Consider the following 18,976-nt stretch of genomic DNA (forward strand, 5'->3'; position numbering starts at 1 on the left):
CTCTTTTGGCCCGTGTACCCGGTGGGACGGCTCAGCGGGCGTTGAAGTACTTCGCCTCCGGGTGGTGGATCACGATGGCGTCCGTGGACTGCTCGGGGTGCAGCTGGAACTCCTCGGACAGCTCGACGCCGATGCGCTCCGGTTCGAGCAGGTCGGCGATCTTGGCGCGGTCCTCCAGGTTGGGGCAGGCGCCGTAGCCGAGGGAGAAGCGGGCGCCCCGGTACTTCAGCTCGAACATGCCCTGCATCTCGTCCGGGTCCTCGCCGGCGAAGCCGAGTTCGGAGCGCACGCGCGCGTGCCAGTACTCGGCGAGCGCCTCGGCCAGTTGCACGGACAGCCCGTGCAGTTCGAGGTAGTCGCGGTAGGCGTTGGCCTCGAAGAGCCGGGCGGTCTGCTCGCCGATGCGCGAGCCGACGGTGACGACCTGGAGGCCGACGACGTCGGTCTCGCCGGACTCCTCCGGGCGGAAGAAGTCCGCCAGGCACAGGCGCCGGCCGCGGCGCTGGCGCGGGAAGGTGAAGCGGGTGCGCTCGTTGCCCTGCTCGTCGAGGATGATCAGGTCGTCGTCCTTGGAGACGCACGGGAAGTAGCCGTAGACCACGGCCGCCTCCAGCATGTTCTCCGTCTGGAGCCGGTCCAGCAGGCCGCGCAGCCGGGGCCGGCCCTCGCTCTCGACGAGCTCCTCGTAGGACGGGCCCTCGCCGGTGCGGGCCTGCTTCAGGCCCCACTGGCCCTTGAAGAGGGCGCCCTCGTCGAGCCAGCTCGCGTACTCCTTGAGCTGGATGCCCTTGATCACGCGGGTGCCGCGGAAGGGCGGGGTGGGCACGGGGTTGTCGGTGGCGACGTCGGAGCGGACGTGCCCCTCCTCGGGGCGCTCCTCGACGACGGCCGGGGCCGCGGCCCTGACCCGGCGCTGCTTGAGTTCCGGGAGCTTCGCGCCGGGCACGCCGCGCTTGACGCCGATGAGGGCGTCCATCAGGCGCAGGCCCTCGAAGGCGTCGCGGGCGTAGCGGACCTCGCCCTCGTAGATCTCGTGCAGGTCCTGCTCGACGTAGGCACGGGTGAGGGCGGCGCCGCCGAGGATGACCGGGTAGCCGGAGGCCAGACCGCGCTGGTTCAGCTCCTCCAGGTTCTCCTTCATGATCACCGTGGACTTCACCAGCAGTCCGGACATGCCGATGACGTCGGCCTTGTGCTCCTCGGCGGCTTCCAGGATCGCGGAGACCGGCTGCTTGATGCCGAGGTTGACGACGTTGTAGCCGTTGTTGGACAGGATGATGTCGACGAGGTTCTTGCCGATGTCGTGCACGTCGCCGCGGACGGTGGCGAGCACGATGGTGCCCTTGCCCGCCTCGTCGGTCTTCTCCATGTGCGGTTCGAGGTGGGCGACGGCCGTCTTCATGACCTCGGCGGACTGCAGGACGAACGGCAGCTGCATCTGGCCGGAGCCGAACAATTCGCCGACGACCTTCATGCCGTCCAGCAGGGTCTCGTTGACGATGTCGAGCGCGGGCCGCTCCTGGAGGGCCGCGTCGAGGTCCGCTTCGAGGCCGTTCTTCTCGCCGTCGATGATGCGGCGCTTGAGGCGCTCGTCCAGTGGCAGGGCGGCCAGTTCCTCGGCCTTGCCGGCCTTGAGGGACTTGGCGGTGGCGCCCTCGAAGAGCTGCATGAGCTTCTGCAGCGGGTCGTAGCCCTCGGCGCGGCGGTCGTGGATGAGGTCGAGGGCCGTCTGGACCTCCTCCTCGCTGAAGCGGGCGATCGGCAGGATCTTCGACGCGTGCACGATCGCCGAGTCCAGGCCCGCCTTGACGCACTCGTCGAGGAAGACGGAGTTGAGCAGGATGCGGGCGGCCGGGTTGAGGCCGAAGGAGATGTTGGACAGGCCGAGTGTGGTCTGCACCTTCGGGTGGCGCCGCTTGAGCTCGCGGATGCCCTCGATGGTGGCGATGCCGTCCTTGCGGGACTCCTCCTGGCCTGTGCAGATGGTGAAGGTCAGGCAGTCGACGAGGATGTCCTCCTCGTGGATGCCCCAGTTGCCGGTCAGGTCGTCGATGAGCCGTTCGGCGATCTCGACCTTCTTCTCGGCGGTGCGGGCCTGGCCCTCCTCGTCGATGGTGAGCGCGATGAGGGCGGCGCCGTGCTCCTGGGCGAGGGCGGTGACCTTGGCGAAGCGGGACTCGGGGCCGTCGCCGTCCTCGTAGTTCACCGAGTTGATCACCGCGCGGCCGCCGAGCTTCTCCAGGCCGGCCCGGATGACGTCGACCTCGGTGGAGTCCAGCACGATCGGAAGGGTGGAGGCGGTGGCGAAGCGGCCGGCCAGTTCCTCCATGTCGGCGACGCCGTCGCGGCCGACGTAGTCCACGCACAGGTCGAGCATGTGCGCGCCCTCGCGGATCTGGTCGCGGGCCATCTCCACGCAGTCGTCCCAGCGGCCGTCCAGCATGGCCTCGCGGAACTTCTTCGAGCCGTTGGCGTTGGTGCGCTCGCCGATGGCCAGGTAGGAGGTGTCCTGCCGGAACGGCACGGACTGGTACAGGGAGGCCGCGCCCGGCTCGGGCTGCGGGGCGCGCTCGGTGGGGGCGGTGTCCCGGACGCGCTCGACCAGCTGCCGCAGGTGCTCGGGGGTGGTGCCGCAGCAGCCGCCGACGAGGGAGAGGCCGTAGTCCCGGACGAAGGTGCCCTGTGCCTCGGCCAGCTCGGGCGCGGTCAGCGGGTAGTGGGCGCCGTCCTTGGTCAGCACGGGCAGGCCCGCGTTGGGCATGCAGGACAGCGGGATGCGCGAGTGCCGGGACAGGAAGCGCAGGTGCTCGCTCATCTCGGCCGGGCCGGTGGCGCAGTTCAGGCCGATCATGTCGATGCCGAGCGGCTCCAGCGCCGTCAGGGCCGCGCCGATCTCGGAGCCGAGCAGCATGGTGCCGGTCGTCTCCACGGTCACCGAGACGATCAGCGGCACGGAGTGGCCGGTGGCCTCCATGGCCCGGCGGGCGGCGATGACGGAGGCCTTGGTCTGGAGCAGGTCCTGGGTGGTCTCCACGAGCAGCGCGTCGGCGCCGCCGGCGAGCAGGCCCTCGGCGTTCTGCTGGTAGGCGTCCCGGATGGCGCCGAAGGTGGTGTGGCCGAGAGTGGGCAGCTTGGTGCCGGGGCCCATCGAGCCGAGGACCCAGCGCTGCTGCCCGGTGCTGCGGGTGAACTCGTCGGCCACCTCGCGGGCGATCCGGGCACCTGCCTCGGACAGCTCGGTGACGCGCTCGGGGATGTCGTACTCGCCGAGAGCGGTGAGGTTGGCGCCGAAGGTGTTGGTCTCCACGCAGTCCACGCCGACGTCGAAGTAGGCGGAGTGGACCGAACGGACGATGTCCGGGCGTGTCAGGTTGAGGATCTCGTTGCAGCCCTCGAGATTCTCGAAGTCCTCAAGGGTGGGGTCCTGCGCCTGGAGCATGGTGCCCATGGCTCCGTCGGCCACGACCACGCGGGTGGCCAGGGCTTCTCGGAGCGCGGACGCACGGGTCCGGCTGTCTGCGGAAGGGGTCGGCGGCAACGAGGCCATGAAAAGGGCTCCCTCGGATGCGACGGCTGTCGGCTTTTGCGGCTTCCCGGACAGCCGGCGGGCATCCGGGATGGGCGCACCGCGCCAGCGTAACCGGGAGTGGGCTTGGATGGGCAGCACGTCCACGGGGCGGACTCCGGTGGTGCCGGATCGGCCGCCGGGCGACGGATCAGCCACCGGTGGCTGAAAAATGGCGGCCTGCCATTAGCGAGAGGTCGACATCGACCGGTAGTGTTCGACATTGCCGAACGAGGGCTGTGGTGCCGCTTGTCGGCGGTCGAAGGGGACGGAGGCAGTACGGCGATGGCACGGAACATCCAGTCGCTCGAACGGGCGGCCGCGATGCTGCGGCTGCTCGCGGGCGGCGAGCGGCGGCTCGGCCTGTCGGACATCGCCTCGTCGCTGGGCCTGGCCAAGGGCACTGCCCACGGCATCCTGCGCACCCTCCAGCAGGAGGGCTTCGTGGAGCAGGACGACGCCTCCGGCCGCTACCAGCTGGGCGCCGAACTGCTGCGCCTGGGCACCACCTACCTCGACGTGCACGAACTGCGGGCGCGCGCCCTGGTCTGGGCCGACGACCTGGCCCGCTCCAGCGGCGAGAGCGTCTACCTGGGTGTCCTGCACCAGCAGGGCGTACTGATCGTGCACCACGTCTTCCGGCCCGACGACAGCCGGCAGGTCCTGGAGATCGGGGCCATGCAGCCGCTGCACTCCACCGCCCTGGGCAAGGTGCTGTCCGCCTACGACCCGGTGGCCCACAGCGAGGCCCTGGAGGCCGACCGCAAGGCGTTCACCGATCGGACGGTGTGCGAGCCGGAGGACTTCGAGCACCTCCTGGACGTGACCCGCGCGCGCGGGTACGCGGCCGACGTGGAGGAGACCTGGGAGGGCGTCGCCTCCCTCGCCGCACCCATCCACGACCGGCGGCGCATGCCGGTCGGCGCGGTCGGCATCACCGGCGCCGTGGAGCGGCTGTGCCGGTCCGACGACGAGGGAGCCCTGCGCCCCGAGCTGATCGCGGCGGTACGGGACTGCGCCCGTGCGGTGTCACGGGATCTGGGCGCCGGGCGGTTCTGACGCACACGTCGGCATCCGCCGAGGACCGGGACGCCGTACGGCGTCCCGGTCCTCGGCATGTCCGCGCTCACCTGCGGAGAAGATCACCGGGACCGCGGCGATCAGTAACGATCGTATTTTCGACAACACAGCTCTTGACGTGCTCGTAACGCCGAAGCAAGACTCCCGTCCATCGGTCGACATTGTCGAACAGCTACCGGCAATACGCGCTAGAGTGACAACGCCAGGCCGGTATCGAACTTCCCTGGACGTAAGACAAAGGAGTCGCGGGTGTCCAGCTCCGACATCTTCATCGGCGAGACCATCGGTACCGCCATACTCATCCTCCTCGGCGGCGGCGTCTGTGCCGCCGTCACGCTGAAGGCCTCCAAGGCTCGTAACGCCGGCTGGCTCGCCATCACCTTCGGGTGGGGCTTCGCGGTGCTCACGGCGGTCTACACCTCGGCGCCGCTGTCCGGCGCCCATCTGAACCCGGCCGTGACGCTGGCCATCGCCATCAAGGACGGCGACTGGAAGAACGTCCCGGTCTACTTCGCCGGACAGATCCTCGGCGCCATGATCGGTGCCGCTCTGGTCTGGGTCGCTTACTACGGTCAGTTCCACGCGCACCTCACCGACCGCGAGATCGTCGGCGGCCCTGGTGCGCAGGACACGGTGGCCAAGGCCGTCGAGGCCCAGGAGAAGGGCGCCGGCCCCGTGCTGGGCGTCTTCTCCACCGGCCCCGAGGTCCGTGTCGCCTGGCAGAACATCGCGACGGAGGTCATCGGCACCATCGTGCTGGTGCTGGCCGTGCTCACCCAGGGCCTGAACGACAAGGGCAACGGCCTGGGCAACCTGGGCGCCCTGATCACCGCGCTCGTCGTGGTCTCCATCGGTCTGTCCCTCGGCGGCCCGACGGGGTACGCGATCAACCCGGCCCGCGACCTCGGTCCGCGCATCGTGCACGCCCTGCTGCCGCTCCCCAACAAGGGTGGCTCCGACTGGGGCTACGCCTGGGTCCCCGTGGTGGCTCCGCTGATCGGCGGCGCCATCGCGGCAGGCATCTACAACGTCGCATTCGCCTAGGAGCGATTCCCCGCCCTGCGGGAAACTTCCAGCACGCGCCGTACGTAAAGCCCCATAAACCCGGAATTACCAGGAGCACACAGTGACCGACGCGCACACCGCCGGCCCCTTCATCGCCGCCATCGACCAGGGCACCACCTCCAGCCGCTGCATCGTGTTCGACCGGGACGGCCGGATCGTCTCCGTCGACCAGAAGGAGCACGAGCAGATCTTCCCGAAGCCGGGCTGGGTCGAGCACAACGCCACCGAGATCTGGACGAACGTCCAGGAGGTCGTCGCCGGGGCCATCGAGAAGGCCGGCATCACCCGCGACGACATCAAGGCCATCGGCATCACCAACCAGCGCGAGACGACCGTGCTGTGGGACAAGAACACCGGTGAGCCCGTCCACAACGCCATCGTCTGGCAGGACACCCGCACCGACGCCCTCTGCCGCGAGCTCGGCCGCAACGTCGGCCAGGACCGCTTCCGCCGCGAGACGGGCCTGCCCCTGGCCTCCTACTTCGCCGGCCCGAAGGCCCGCTGGCTGCTCGACAACGTCGACGGCCTGAAGGAGCGCGCCGAGGCGGGCGACATCCTCTTCGGCACCATGGACACCTGGGTCATCTGGAACCTGACCGGTGGTGTCAACGGCGGCAAGCACGTCACGGACGTCACCAACGCCTCGCGCACAATGCTCATGAACCTGCACACCATGCAGTGGGACGACAAGATCTGCGAGTCCATCGGCGTCCCGCAGCAGATCCTGCCCGAGATCCGCTCCTCCGCCGAGGTCTACGGCGAGATCACCGGCGGAAAGCTGGGCGACCTGCTCGGCGGCATCCCGGTCGCCTCGGCGCTCGGCGACCAGCAGGCGGCCCTGTTCGGCCAGACCTGTTTCGCCGAGGGCGAGACGAAGTCGACCTACGGCACCGGCACCTTCATGGTGATGAACACCGGTGACAAGATCATCAACTCCTACAGCGGCCTGCTGACCACGGTCGGCTACAAGATCGGCGACCAGAAGACGGTCTACGCCCTGGAGGGCTCGATCGCGGTCACCGGTTCGCTGGTGCAGTGGATGCGCGACCAGATGGGCCTGATCTCCACCGCCGCCGAGATCGAGACCCTCGCCCTGTCGGTCGAGGACAACGGCGGCGCCTACTTCGTGCCGGCCTTCTCCGGCCTGTTCGCCCCGTACTGGCGCTCCGACGCCCGCGGTGTGATCGCCGGCCTGACCCGGTACGTCACCAAGGCGCACCTCGCGCGCGCCGTCCTGGAGGCGACCGCCTGGCAGACGCGGGAGATCGCGGACGCCATGACGAAGGACTCCGGCGTGGAGCTGGCCGCCCTGAAGGTCGACGGCGGCATGACCTCCAACAACCTGCTGATGCAGACCCTCGCCGACTTCGTGGACGCCCCCGTGGTGCGCCCGATGGTCGCCGAGACCACCTGCCTCGGCGCCGCCTACGCCGCCGGTCTCGCCGTCGGCTTCTGGAACAGCACCGACGACCTGCGCGCCAACTGGCGGCGGGCCGCCGAGTGGACCCCCCGCATGGACGCGGAGACCCGCGCCCGTGAGTACAAGAACTGGCTCAAGGCCGTCGAGCGGACCATGGGCTGGCTCGAGGACGAGGAGTAAGAAACAGCATGACCACCAAGTCCACCCTGCAGACCGTGCCTGCCCTGGGGACGCACCCGGCCTCCGGCTCGAACCCGAGCCGAGCCGAGACCAGGGAGCAGCTCTCCAAGGCGTCGTACGACCTTCTCGTGATCGGCGGCGGCATCCTGGGCATCTCCACCGCCTGGCACGCCGCGCAGTCCGGCCTCAGGGTGGCTCTGGTGGACGCCGGCGACTTCGCCGGCGCCACGTCCTCCGCCTCCTCCAAGCTCCTCCACGGCGGTCTGCGCTACCTGCAGACCGGCGCGGTGAAGCTGGTGGCGGAGAACCACTTCGAGCGCCGTGCGGTCTCCCGCCAGGTGGCTCCCCACCTGGCGAACCCGCTCACGTTCTACCTCCCCGTGTACAAGGGCGGGCCGCACGGCGCGGCGAAGCTCGGCGCGGGCGTCTTCGCCTACTCCGCGCTCTCCGCGTTCGGTGACGGCGTCGGGCACCTGCTGTCCCCGGCCAAGGCCGCGCAGGACGTGCCGGAGCTGCGCACCGAGAACCTCAAGGCCGTGGCCGTCTACGGCGACGACCAGATGAACGACGCCCGCATGGCGCTGATGACGGTCCGCGGGGCCGTCGAGGCGGGCGCGGTGGTCCTCAACCACGCCGAGGTGACGGGCCTGCGCTTCACCCAGGGCCGTGTCACCGGCGCCGAGCTGAAGGACCGTGTGTCCGGCGACGAGTTCGGCGTCAACGCCCGGCTCGTGCTGAACGCGACCGGCCCGTGGGTCGACCACCTGCGCAGGATGGAGAACCCGAACGCGGCGCCCTCCATCCGCCTGTCGAAGGGCGCGCACCTGGTCCTCAAGCGCACCTCCCCCTGGAAGGCCGCGCTCGCCACCCCGATCGACAAGTACCGCATCACCTTCGCCCTCCCCTGGGAGGACATGCTGCTGCTCGGCACGACCGACGAGGTGTTCGAGGGCGACCCGGCGGACGTCTCGGTCACCGAGCAGGACATAACCCAGATCCTCGACGAGGCCGCCTTCTCGGTCCGCGACCAGCAGCTGAGCCGCGACCTCATCACGTACTCCTTCGCCGGCCTGCGCGTGCTGCCGGGCGGCCCCGGCGACACCGCCAAGGCCAAGCGCGAGACGGTCGTGACCGAGGGCCGGGGCGGCATGCTGTCCGTCGCGGGCGGCAAGTGGACCACCTTCCGCCACATCGGCCGCACCATCATGAAGAAGCTGGAGGCGCTGCCGGGCCACCCGCTGGGCGACGACTTCGAGCCGATCAGCGCGCTGCCGAAGAAGCTGCCGCTGCCCGGCATCGCCAACCCGCGCGCGGTCGCCCACCGGCTGCTCACCGACCGGCCGGCGCCCGGCCCGCGCATGGCGGCCGACACCGCCAAGCACCTGGCGACGCACTACGGCTCGCTGGCCTTCGACATCGCCCGCATGGCCAACGAGAGCCCCGAGCTCGCCGAGCGCGTCCACCCCGACGCCCCGGAGATCTGGGCGCAGGTCGTCTGGGCCCGGGACCACGAGTGGGCCGAGACGCAGGACGACGTGCTGCGCCGCCGCACGACGCTGACGATCCGCGGCCTCGCCACGGACGACGTCCGCGCCAAGGTGCAGGACCTGCTCGACAAGAAGTAGGCACGGGTCCGGGTGATCCCTGATCCGGGAGGGGCGGTTCCACGCCGACGGAGCCGCCCCTTCCGCGTTCCCGCGCCCGCATAATGACCTGATACGTCGGAGGTCTTGAACGCACTGGGAGGCCGGCCATGGCAGTCACCGACGAGGCGATCGAGAAGATCAAGGGAATGATCGTCTCCGGCGCGCTGCGCCCGGGCGACCGGCTGCCCAAGGAGAGCGAACTCGCCGCCGACCTCGGGCTGTCCCGCAACTCCCTGAGGGAGGCGGTGCGCGCCCTGTCGCTGATCCGGATCCTGGACGTACGGCAGGGTGACGGCACGTACGTCACCAGCCTCGACCCGCAACTCCTGCTGGAGGCGCTGAGCTTCGTCGTCGACTTCCACCGCGACGACACGGTCCTGGAGTTCCTCGCCGTGCGCCGCATCCTGGAGCCGGCCGCGACCGCGATGGCGGCCTCGCGGATCAGCGAGCAGCAGCTGGACGCGCTGACGGCCCAGCTGGACAGGCTCGGCGAGGACCCCTCCGTGGAGGATCTCGTCGCCTGCGACCTGGAGTTCCACCGGGGCATCGTGCACAGCTCGGGCAACTCCGTCCTGTGCTCGCTGCTCGACGGTCTCTCGGGTCCCACCACCCGGGCCCGCATCTGGCGGGGCCTCACCCAGGAGGACGCCGTCGCCCGCACCCTGCGCGAGCACCGGGCGATCCTCGCCGCCCTGCGCGACCGGGACGCCGAGGCGGCGCGCTCGTGGGCGACCGTCCACATCGCGAGTGTGGAGCAGTGGCTGCGCTCCACGCTGTGACCAGGGCCTCACGGACCGCCCGGACGAACCCGGTGTGTTCAGGGGTGGATCGCGGGGCAGTGATGGGGCACTCCCCCTGCGAGGGGGCTGCGGGCGCCCCCGCGGCACGCCGTAAGGTTGGGTGGTCAAGCGAGGGCACGTCGGAAGGAGGCGCTGGGTGATCGAGCTCGAGGGGGTTCCCGAGCTGGTCGACCCGGTCATGGTGGCCGCGTTCGAGGGCTGGAACGATGCCGGCGACGCCGCCTCCACCGCGGTCGCGTATCTGGACCGGGAATGGAAGGGCGAGGTCTTCGCGGCGCTGGACGCCGAGGACTACTACGACTTCCAGGTCAACCGCCCCACGGTGTTCATGGAAGCGGGCGTCCGCAAGATCACCTGGCCCACGACCAGGCTGTCGGTGGTCCGGGTCGGCGGTGAGAAGCCGCGCGACCTCGTCCTCGTGAGGGGCATCGAACCGTCCATGCGGTGGCGTTCGTTCTGCAACGAACTGCTGGGCTTCGCACACGAACTGGGCGTGGAACTGGTGGTCGTCCTGGGCGCCCTGCTCGGCGACACCCCGCACACCCGTCCGGTCCCGATCAGCGGCACGACGTCCGACCCGGACCTGGCCCGCCGCATGGACCTGGAGGAGACCAAGTACGAGGGCCCCACGGGCATCGTCGGCGTCCTCCAGGAGGCGTGCACGCACGCGGGCGTCCCGGCCGTCTCGCTGTGGGCGGCGGTGCCGCACTACGTGTCGCAGCCGCCGAACCCGAAGGCCACACTGGCCCTGCTGAACCGTCTGGAGGACCTGATCGACGTGCGCATCCCGCTGGGCGAGCTGCCCGAGGACGCGCGCGCCTGGCAGGTCGGCGTGGACCAGCTGGCCGCCGAGGACAGCGAGGTCGCCGAGTACGTCCAGTCGCTGGAGGAGGCGCGGGACACCGCCGAGCTGCCGGAGGCGTCCGGCGACGCCATCGCCCGGGAGTTCGAGCGCTATCTGCGGCGCCACGACGGTGGCGGACCCCCCGGGGCCGGCGGTCACGCCACGGCGGACGGCAGCGACAGCACCTCGTACCTTCGGGACAACCCCAGCGGCCGCACCCGCCCGCCGAAGCCGCCCAAGCCGGGCACGGACGACGACGAGTCGTCGGAGGACTGAGGGCGCAGCACAACGCCAGAGGGGCGTCTCCCGGCCGGGAGACGCCCCTTCGTCTGTTGTCCGGGCTAGAGCGCCACACCCAGCAGCGCGTCCACCGCCCGGGAGACCACCCCGGGTGCGCCGATGTCCGTGCCGCCGCTCTGCTCCTGGAGCGCGACCCAGCGGTCGACCGCGGCGAGCGCGGCAGGGGCGTCCAGGTCGTCGGCGAGGGCCTCGCGGATCTCGTCGACGAGGGCTTCCGCCGGCGGCCCGTCGGGCCGGGACACGGCGGCACGCCAGCGGCCGAGCCGCGCGACGGCGTCCTGGAGGACCTGGTCGGTGTACTCCCAGTCGGCGCGGTAGTGGTGGGCGAGCAGCGTGAGCCGGATGGCGGCCGGGTCGACGCCGTCGTGCCGGAGCCTGGAGACGAAGACCAGGTTGCCCTTGGACTTGGACATCTTCTCGCCGTCCAGGGCGACCATGCCGGCGTGCACGTACGCCTTGGCCATGGGGAACTCGCCGGTGAGGGCCTGGGCGTGCGAGGCGCCCATCTCGTGGTGCGGGAAGGCCAGGTCGGAGCCGCCGCCCTGGATGTCGAAGCCCATCCCGAGGTGGTCGAGGGCGATGGCCACGCACTCGATGTGCCAGCCGGGCCGTCCGCGTCCGAGCGATCCGCCGTCCCAGCTGGGCTCGCCCTCACGGGCCGCCATCCACAGCATCGGGTCGAGCGGGTTCTTCTTGCCCGGGCGGTCGGGGTCGCCGCCGCGCTCGGCGGACAGCAGCCGCATCGCGGCGGCGTCGAGGTTCGAGACCTTGCCGAAGTGCGGGTCGGACTCGACGGAGAAGTAGACGTCGCCGTCCAGTTCGTAGGCCGCGCCGGCGTCCCGGAGCCGCTCGACGAGCGGGACGATCCCGGGTATGGCCTCGACGGCGCCTATGTACTGCCGCGGAGGCAGCATCCGCAGGGCCGTCATGTCCTCGCGGAAGAGGGCCGTCTCCTTCTCGGCGAGGGCGGCCCAGTCGACGCCGTCGCGCTGCGCCCGCTCCAGGAGGGGGTCGTCGACGTCGGTGACGTTCTGGACGTAGTGAACCTGCCGCTTGGTGTCGAGCCACACGCGCTGCACGAGGTCGAACGCGTTGTAGGTCGCCGCGTGTCCCAGGTGCGTGGCGTCGTACGGGGTGATGCCACAGACGTAGATACGGGCGACGGGACCGGGGTCGAGGGTGACGAGGCCGCCGGTCGCGGTGTCGTGGATCCTCAGGTCGCGGCCCTGACCAGGCAGGGCGGGGACCTCGGAAGCGGGCCAGGCATGCATGCCATGAGCCTAACCGGACTGAAGTTCCATATACGAATGGGAGCGGCCCACTCGGCCGAGAAGGCGCTCTTGCGGCGATCCGGCGCCTGTGCTGCTACACGGGTGGCCAGGGAATCGCCGGCCACTCGCCGCTCGGCTCGGGGTGGGTCCCCGAAGCGAGCAGGGCTCCGACGCGGGCCCGGGTGGCGTCGATCTCGGCGCCGGTGATCAGCGGTTCGAGCCGCGCGGTGAGCGGCCCGCCCTCGGCCAGGCCCTTCCGGAGGCCTTCGAGGACGTCGGCGGCCTCCTGGGTGAGGGGCTCCCCCGCCCACCCCCACAGCAGGGTCCGCAGCTTGTTCTCGGCATTGAAGGTGACCCCGTGGTCGATGCCGTACAGCCGTCCCTCACCGGTGGGCAGCAGGTGACCGCCCTTGCGGTCGGCGTTGTTGATGACCGCGTCCAGGACCGCGAGCCGCCGCAGCCGTTCGTCGTCGGCGTGCACGAGCAGCGCGGTGCGGCCCTCCCCGACCTCGGCGAAGCCGACCGCCTTCCAGCCCGGTCCGGGTTCCTCGCCGTCGACCAGGGCGAGCAGTTCCGCCTCGGGCGCCACCTCGACCCACAGCTGGCACATGCCCTCGCCGTAGGGGCCCTCGCGCAGCACGGTGGGCGGTACGAGGCCCCAGCCGGTCGCCTCGGAGACCTCGTACGCGGCGACCTCGCGCTGGGCCAGCGTCCCGTCGGGGAAGTCCCACAGGGGCCGCTCCCCCGCGACCGGCTTGTAGATGCAGGCCGCGTCCTGGCCGTCGTACGACACCGTGCAGTACAGGGCCGCGTTGGAGGCCTCACGGATGCGGCCGCGCACGGTCAGTTCGCCCCGGGCGAGCAGCTCGGCGGCGTTCACCGGAGGTGTCACGCTCCGCGGCGGTATCCGTTCTGGCGCGGACATACGTGTCCTTCCGGGTCGAGCGGGAGGCTGCACAGCGGGCACGGCGGCCGCCCGGCGTTGACGACGTCGAGAGCGCGCTTGGCGAAGGCCCTGGCCTGCGCGCCGGTGAGCCGGACCCGCAGCATCGGGGGCCCGTTCTCCTCGTCCTGGAGCAGCCGCTCCTCCGCCTCGGCGAGGTCCTCCTCGGATTCCGCGTCGAGCTCCACGAGTGCCTGCGCCTCGACGATCATGAGCTGCTCGTCGCCGTCCCAGGCGAGGGCCATGGTGCCGACCCGGAACTCCTCCTCGATGGGGGTGTCCAGCGGGGCGGTGTCGGTGTCCGAGGGGGCGACGGCGGGGACGTGGGCGCTGCCGCCGCTGCGGCGTACGACCTCGTCGAGCAGTTCGTCCATGCGCTCGGCGAGGGCGGCGACCTGGGTCTTCTCCAGGGCTACGCTGGTCACCCGGGAGCCGGCGGAGGCCTGGAGGAAGAACGAACGGCGCCCGGGCAGTCCGACCGTACCGGCCACGAAACGCTCCGGATGGTCGTAGAGGAACACCTGACGGGACACGTCCTGTCTCCATTGGAATCGTGGGAACCGTGTGACCACGGCACTGCTGCGACCGCTTCACCCTACTGCGGCGAACGATCACGGTGCGCCCGCACCACCCCCGACGTCGGCCTCGCCGCCCGGCGGTTCCTCGCGCGGCACGAGGGAGGTGAAGTCGCCGGTGTCACCGAGCCGGACGAGAAACGGCCGCAGTCGTGTGTAGCGGATCGCGGTGATGGAACACGGTTCAACAGAAATCCGCTGGAAGAGGTCCAGGTGAAGTCCGAGTGCGTCCGCGATGAGCGACTTGATGATGTCGCCGTGCGAGCACATGAGGTAGACGGCGTCGGCGCCGTGGTCGCGCTCCACGCGCGCGTTCCACTCGCGTACGGCCTCGGCGGCGCGCGTCTGCATGGCCCGCATGGACTCCCCGCCGGGGAACGCCGCGGCCGAGGGGTGCGCCTGCACCACCTCCATCAGGGGCTCGTCCTTGAGCTCGGCGAGCTTGCGTCCGGACCAGTCGCCGTAGTGGCACTCGCCGATGCGCTCGTCGGTGTGCGGGCTCAGTTCCGGCCGGGCGTCGAGCAGCGGCCGGATCGTTTCCTGGCAGCGCTGGAGCGGACTGGTGACGATTTCGGCGAGGGGCAGTGCGGCCAGCCGCCCGGGGAGCGCGGCGGCCTGTGCGGCGCCGCGCTCGTCGAGGGCGACGCCGGGCGTCCAGCCGGCGAGCAGTCCCTCGGTGTTGGCGGTGGAGCGTCCGTGCCTGACCAGGATCAGCGTGGGCATGCGCTCCAGCGTAGGCGCACGCGCGCGTGTGGTGTCGTTCGAGTGACGGGAGACTCGCTTCGTGATCGTCGACTGTGCCATCTACCGCGACGGACAGCGGGCGGAAGGTCCCGAGGACCTCTCCGACGCCCTGGGTGAGGCCCGCACGGCGGGCGGGTTCGTGTGGATCGGGCTGCACGAGCCGACGGAGGGCGAGTTCGACCATGTGACCCGGGAGTTCGGGCTGCATCCGCTGGCCGTCGAGGACGCCCTGAAGGCCCACCAGCGGCCCAAGCTGGAGGTGTACGACGACTCGCTCTTCGTGGTGCTCAAGCCGGTGGCGTACGAGCCGCAGAGCGACACCGTCTCCTCCGGCGAGATCATGATCTTCCTGGGCGACTCCTTCGTGGTGACCGTCCGGCACGGCGAGGGCGCCCCGCTCAAGGCCGTCCGGCACCGGCTGGAGCAGGAGCCGGAACTGCTGGGCAAAGGCCCGACGGCCGTGCTGTACGCGGTCGCCGACGCCACCGTCGACCACTACCTGGATGTGGCGACCGAGTTGCAGACCGACCTGGAGGGGCTGGAGGCGGAGGTGTTCTCCCCGGACGGCGGGGGGTCCCGGAACACGGCGTCCCGGATCTACGACTTCAAGCGGCAGGTCCTGGAGTTCCGCCGGGCGACCGGGCCGCTGGCCCCGCCGATGAGCCGGCTGGCGGGCACCGCGTCGACCGGGGTGGCCGTGCCGTTCGTGGACGACCGGGCCCGGCCGTTCTTCCGCGACGTCAACGACCACCTCACGCGCGTGAACGAGTCCGTGGAGAACCTGGACCGGCTGGTGTCGGACATCCTCTCGGCGCATCTGGCGCAGATGAGCGTCCGGCAGAACGACGACATGCGCAAGATCTCCGCGTGGGCGGCCATGGCCGCGATCCCCACCATGCTGGCGGGGATCTACGGCATGAACTTCGAGCACATGCCGGAGCTGCGCTGGGTCTGGTCCTATCCGGCACTGCTGGTTCTGATGGCCGCCTTGGAGATGATGGTCTTCCGGCTGTTCAAGCGCCGCGGGTGGCTGTAGCCGGACCGGCTCAGGCGAACTCGGGTTCCGGGGAGGCGGGGCCGCCGAGGGCGTTGCGGCGCTCGGGCGTCGTCAGCGACACCATCCGGCGCCAGCCGCCCATGCGTTCGTAGGCGTACACCGCGTGGATGCCCGCCACAAGCACGGCCGACCTGGCCTTGGACCAGCCGAGGATGCGGCCCATGTGCGCCATCACGGCGAGGCTGACGTCGCGGTAGATCCGGATCTCGGCCAGCGCGCATTCACGCAGGGTGCGCTGGATGGCCCGGCCGTGGCCCGCGTAGGCGAAGCGCAGCAGTTCCTCGTGGCAGTAGGCGAGGTGGTTGTCCTCGTCGTTGGAGATCTGCTTGACCGCGCGGCCGATGTCGGGGTGGTCGGCGAAGTGCTTGCGGAGCAGGTCCATCTGCTCGGAGGCGCGCTGCTCGGTGACCCTGCTGTGCGACAGGTAGGTGACGATGTCCTGGACCGTGAGCCGCTCGTCGCGGTTCAGCCGGGTGTGGGCGAGGCCGATGCCGTTCTTCTCCAGGAGCATGGTGTAGTCGGTCTCCGGCGGGACCGGGACGGGGTCGATGCCGCGCTTCTTCATCAGGGCGTTGAAGATCCGGCCGTGCTTGTCCTCGTCGGCGCCGTGCCGGCTGATCTTGGGGGCGAGTTCCCGCTCGGCCTCGGGTACGAGTGCGGCGATGCGGGCGTTCTCCCAGCCGCCCTGGGTCTCGCCGCTCGCGGCGACGGAGCAGAACAGGGCGAAGGACTCGTCGTTGTCGAGGATCTCCTGGAACAGACTCTTGGCCGAAAGCATCGTGGGCACCTCTCCCGCGCGCGTGGGCGTTCTGCGGCATTTCGCAGGTTTCCGCGAAGAACGAGTCAAGTGCGGGGCGGAGAGCACTGCAACAGGTGTGACGGACAACTCCGCCGAATGGGGGACGCGAGGGGGAGGCGTGCCGGGCGCGACGCCGTAACCGACGGCGGCCCGGCGCGTTGTTCTGCGTGACGGCCGTGGCGGGGAAGACCCCTGAGCCCCCACCACGGCCGCTGAAACCTCTAGGCGAGTCCGGCCCGCTCCAGGGCCTCCGTACCGGCCCGCAGGGACGCGAGCCGCTCGTCGAGCGTGAAGCCTGCCGGCGCGAGGGACAGGGTGGTGACCCCGGCCGCGGCGTAGGCCTTCATCCGGTCCGCGATCCGGTCCACGGAACCGAGCAGGGTCGTCTTGTCGATCAGGTCGTGCGGCACGGCGGCCGCGGCGCCCTGCTTGTCGCCGGAGAGGTACTTGCTCTGGATCTCGGCGGCTTCCCGCTCGTAGCCCATGCGCTGGGCGAGCTGGTTGTAGAAGTTCTGCTTGGGGCTGCCCATGCCGCCGACGTACAGCGCGGTGTAGGGGCGGAAGGTGTCGGCGAGCGTGGCCACGTCCTTGTCGTCGCCGACGGCGAGCGGCAGGGTCGGGCAGACGTCGAACCCGTCGAGGGTCTTGCCGGCCTTCTCGCGGCCGGCGCGCAGGTACTTGATCGTGGTGTCCTCCAGGTGCTCGGCGGAGGGGAAGATCAGCAGGGCGCCGTCGGCGATCTCACCGGTCTGTTCCAGGTTCTTCGGGCCGATCGCGGCGATGTACAGCGGGATGTGCTCGCGCTGCGGGTGCACGGTGAGCTTGATCGGCTTGCCGGGACCGCCGGGCAGGGGCAGCGTCCAGTGCTGCCCCTCGTAGGACAGCCGCTCGCGGGTCATGGCCTTGCGGACGATCTCGACGTACTCGCGGGTGCGGGCGAGCGGCTTGTCGAACTTGACGCCGTACCAGCCCTCGGAGACCTGCGGGCCGGAGACGCCGAGACCGAGGCGGAAGCGGCCGCCGGAGAGGGAGTCGAGGGTGGCGGCGGTCATGGCCGTCATGGCGGGCTGCCGGGCCGGGATCTGGAAGATGGCGGAGCCGACGTCGATGCGCTCGGTCTGGGCGGCGACCCAGCTCAGTACGGTGGCGGCGTCGGAGCCGTAGGCCTCGGCGGCCCAGCAGACGGCGTATCCGAGGCGGTCGGCCTCCTGGGCGACGGCCAGGTTGTCCGCGTCCATTCCGGCACCCCAGTAGCCGAGGTTGATACCGAGCTGCATGCCGCATCCCCTTACTGATCAGTAACGTGCCTTCTGCGGAGACCTTAGCGCGGGGGCCGGGGCAAGGTACACGGCCACAGCCGGCCTGTCGTTTAGATCCGTGAACAGAAATCATGGACACGACCATTGACGCGTCCACGACGAGTCCCTACCTTTCGCGGGAAAGCGCTTTCCGTCCTCCACCTTCCGCAGTCGAACGGAGTGGCACCCGATGAAGCGAGCACTTCCCCTGAGGCTCCACGCGACCCTGGCCACGATGGCCCTCGCCGCCGCGACCGGCACGCTCGTGTCGATGCCCGAGGCCTCGGCGGCGACCGGCAGCGCCACCGGCTACGCGACCCAGAACGGCGGGACCACCGGCGGCGCCGGAGGCCAGACGGTCCGGGCGACCACGGGAACGGCGATCCACCAGGCTCTCTGCAGCCGGGCCGGCACCAGCACCCCGATCACCATCGAGGTCACCGGGACCATCAACCACGCGAACACCAAGAAGGTCTCCGGCGCCGGCTGCGACACCGCCGACGGGGTGATCGAGTTCAAGAAGGTCAGCAATGTGACCCTCGTGGGAGTCGGCAGCGGCGCCCTCTTCGACCAACTGGGCATCCACATCCGCGAATCGAAGAACATCATCATCCAGAACGTGACCGTCCGGAACGTCAAGAAGTCGGGCTCCCCCACGTCCAACGGCGGGGACGCCATCGGCATCGAGCGCAACGTCCGCAACGTCTGGATCGATCACACCACCCTGGAGGCGTCGGGCGGCGAGTCGGAGGGCTTCGACGGCCTGTTCGACCTCAAGGACAACACCCAGTACGTGACCCTTTCCTACAGCGTCCTGCGCAACTCCGGCCGCGGCGGCCTGGTCGGCAACAGCGAGAGCGACCGGTCGAACGGCTACATCACGTACCACCACAACCGGTACGAGAACATCGACTCCCGCGCCCCGCTGCTGCGCGGCGGCATCGCGCACCTCTACAACAACCACTACGTCCGCCTCAACGACTCCGGCATCAACTCCCGGGCCGGCGCCCGCGCCAAGGTGGACAACAACTACTTCGAGGACTCCAAGGACGTCCTGGGCACCTTCTACACCGACCAGGCCGGCTACTGGCAGGTCGGCGGCAACATCTTCGACAACGTGACCTGGTCCGCCCCGGGCAGCGAGAACCGCCCGGCCGGCCCCGACCCGAAATCGAACACCACGGTCGCCATCCCCTACTCCCACGCTCTCGACGCGGCAGGCTGCGTGCCGGCCATCGTGAGCCGGACGGCGGGCGCGAACAAGGGGCTTCAGGTGTCGGACGGCAGGTGCTGACCGAGGACGACGGGCCGCGGGCGGCTCGGGGCAACGGACCGGCCGCACCTGGAAATCCGTCGTCCACAGGCACCCACAGCGTAGGTTCTGGCCAG

At 70.4% G+C, this 18,976-nt stretch carries 14 protein-coding genes and 1 pseudogene; 8 read left to right on the top strand and 7 right to left on the bottom strand.

Features of this window, described 5'->3' with window-relative positions:
- Positions 1 to 31 precede the first annotated feature (31 nt).
- On the bottom strand, positions 32 to 3,547 hold the full coding sequence (gene metH, locus RFN52_RS07875) for a methionine synthase (RefSeq protein ID WP_184844211.1): 3,516 nt from the start codon (positions 3,545 to 3,547) through the stop codon (positions 32 to 34).
- Positions 3,548 to 3,850: 303 nt separating this feature from the next.
- On the opposite strand from metH, the gene RFN52_RS07880 reads away from it, so the two are divergent.
- From RFN52_RS07880 to RFN52_RS07905, 6 genes are all read left to right on the top strand, one after another.
- Positions 3,851 to 4,624: an IclR family transcriptional regulator gene (locus RFN52_RS07880; RefSeq protein WP_184561913.1), complete on the top strand. Its 774-nt coding sequence runs from the start codon at positions 3,851 to 3,853 to the stop codon at positions 4,622 to 4,624.
- Positions 4,625 to 4,894: 270 nt separating this feature from the next.
- A complete protein-coding gene (locus RFN52_RS07885; protein ID WP_184844213.1) occupies positions 4,895 to 5,689 on the top strand; it encodes an MIP/aquaporin family protein in 795 nt (264 codons plus the stop codon).
- Positions 5,690 to 5,771: 82 nt separating this feature from the next.
- Positions 5,772 to 7,310, top strand: coding sequence for a glycerol kinase GlpK (glpK, locus tag RFN52_RS07890; RefSeq protein WP_184844216.1), 1,539 nt, complete (start codon positions 5,772 to 5,774; stop codon positions 7,308 to 7,310).
- Positions 7,311 to 7,318: 8 nt separating this feature from the next.
- Complete coding sequence (locus RFN52_RS07895; RefSeq protein ID WP_184844219.1) at positions 7,319 to 8,935, top strand: glycerol-3-phosphate dehydrogenase/oxidase; 1,617 nt, start codon at positions 7,319 to 7,321, stop codon at positions 8,933 to 8,935.
- Positions 8,936 to 9,063: 128 nt separating this feature from the next.
- Positions 9,064 to 9,735, top strand: coding sequence for a FadR/GntR family transcriptional regulator (locus RFN52_RS07900; protein WP_184844222.1), 672 nt, complete (start codon positions 9,064 to 9,066; stop codon positions 9,733 to 9,735).
- A gap of 157 nt (positions 9,736 to 9,892) precedes the next feature.
- Entirely contained in the window at positions 9,893 to 10,876 is a 984-nt protein-coding gene (locus RFN52_RS07905) for a PAC2 family protein (protein ID WP_184844225.1), read from the top strand.
- A 65-nt stretch (positions 10,877 to 10,941) separates the two neighbouring features.
- Here RFN52_RS07905 and mshC read toward each other — a convergent pair whose 3' ends face one another.
- The 4 genes from mshC to RFN52_RS07925 form a co-directional block, all read right to left on the bottom strand.
- The gene (mshC, locus tag RFN52_RS07910; protein WP_184844228.1) at positions 10,942 to 12,171 is read right to left on the bottom strand and encodes a cysteine--1-D-myo-inosityl 2-amino-2-deoxy-alpha-D-glucopyranoside ligase; all 1,230 of its coding nucleotides are present in this window, start codon (positions 12,169 to 12,171) and stop codon (positions 10,942 to 10,944) included.
- Positions 12,172 to 12,265: 94 nt separating this feature from the next.
- Positions 12,266 to 13,096, bottom strand: a complete 831-nt coding sequence (locus RFN52_RS07915) for an SCO1664 family protein (RefSeq protein ID WP_184844231.1) — start codon at positions 13,094 to 13,096, stop codon at positions 12,266 to 12,268.
- Positions 13,060 to 13,647 carry a DUF3090 domain-containing protein gene (locus tag RFN52_RS07920; protein WP_033311881.1) on the bottom strand — a complete coding sequence of 196 codons (588 nt, stop codon included), beginning with the start codon at positions 13,645 to 13,647 and terminating at the stop codon, positions 13,060 to 13,062. Before RFN52_RS07920 ends, RFN52_RS07915 begins: the two co-directional genes overlap by 37 nt.
- A gap of 78 nt (positions 13,648 to 13,725) precedes the next feature.
- The gene (locus RFN52_RS07925) at positions 13,726 to 14,412 is read right to left on the bottom strand and encodes a histidine phosphatase family protein (protein ID WP_184844234.1); all 687 of its coding nucleotides are present in this window, start codon (positions 14,410 to 14,412) and stop codon (positions 13,726 to 13,728) included.
- Between the two features lie 61 nt (positions 14,413 to 14,473).
- Here RFN52_RS07925 and RFN52_RS07930 point away from each other — a divergent pair, with 61 nt between their 5' ends.
- A complete protein-coding gene (locus RFN52_RS07930; protein WP_184844237.1) occupies positions 14,474 to 15,469 on the top strand; it encodes a magnesium and cobalt transport protein CorA in 996 nt (331 codons plus the stop codon).
- A 10-nt stretch (positions 15,470 to 15,479) separates the two neighbouring features.
- Here RFN52_RS07930 and RFN52_RS07935 read toward each other — a convergent pair whose 3' ends face one another.
- Both RFN52_RS07935 and RFN52_RS07940 read right to left on the bottom strand, forming a co-directional pair.
- Positions 15,480 to 16,268 carry a ferritin-like domain-containing protein gene (locus tag RFN52_RS07935; protein ID WP_184844240.1) on the bottom strand — a complete coding sequence of 263 codons (789 nt, stop codon included), beginning with the start codon at positions 16,266 to 16,268 and terminating at the stop codon, positions 15,480 to 15,482.
- A gap of 242 nt (positions 16,269 to 16,510) precedes the next feature.
- Positions 16,511 to 17,566 (bottom strand): LLM class F420-dependent oxidoreductase, encoded by a 1,056-nt coding sequence (locus RFN52_RS07940; RefSeq protein ID WP_184844243.1) that lies wholly within the window; start codon positions 17,564 to 17,566, stop codon positions 16,511 to 16,513.
- Between the two features lie 211 nt (positions 17,567 to 17,777).
- Here RFN52_RS07940 and RFN52_RS07945 point away from each other — a divergent pair.
- Positions 17,778 to 18,878, top strand: a pseudogene (locus RFN52_RS07945) (pectate lyase family protein); the annotation flags it as partial.
- Positions 18,879 to 18,976 lie beyond the last annotated feature (98 nt).

Source organism: Streptomyces collinus, from assembly GCF_031348265.1.
In the GTDB taxonomy this organism is placed as follows: Bacteria; Actinomycetota; Actinomycetes; order Streptomycetales; family Streptomycetaceae; genus Streptomyces; species Streptomyces collinus.

Bases quoted from the DNA above. Each gene is read 5' to 3' on its own strand.
- RFN52_RS07935 (WP_184844240.1), bottom strand. From the start codon at position 16,268: ATGCTTTCGGCCAAGAGTCTGTTCCAGGAGATCCTCGACAACGACGAG.
- RFN52_RS07940 (WP_184844243.1), bottom strand. From the start codon at position 17,566: ATGCAGCTCGGTATCAACCTCGGCTACTGGGGTGCCGGAATGGACGCG.
- RFN52_RS07895 (WP_184844219.1), top strand. From the start codon at position 7,319: ATGACCACCAAGTCCACCCTGCAGACCGTGCCTGCCCTGGGGACGCAC.
- RFN52_RS07900 (WP_184844222.1), top strand. From the start codon at position 9,064: ATGGCAGTCACCGACGAGGCGATCGAGAAGATCAAGGGAATGATCGTC.
- mshC (WP_184844228.1), bottom strand. From the start codon at position 12,171: ATGCATGCCTGGCCCGCTTCCGAGGTCCCCGCCCTGCCTGGTCAGGGC.
- RFN52_RS07915 (WP_184844231.1), bottom strand. From the start codon at position 13,096: ATGTCCGCGCCAGAACGGATACCGCCGCGGAGCGTGACACCTCCGGTG.
- metH (WP_184844211.1), bottom strand. From the start codon at position 3,547: ATGGCCTCGTTGCCGCCGACCCCTTCCGCAGACAGCCGGACCCGTGCG.
- RFN52_RS07880 (WP_184561913.1), top strand. From the start codon at position 3,851: ATGGCACGGAACATCCAGTCGCTCGAACGGGCGGCCGCGATGCTGCGG.
- RFN52_RS07925 (WP_184844234.1), bottom strand. From the start codon at position 14,412: ATGCCCACGCTGATCCTGGTCAGGCACGGACGCTCCACCGCCAACACC.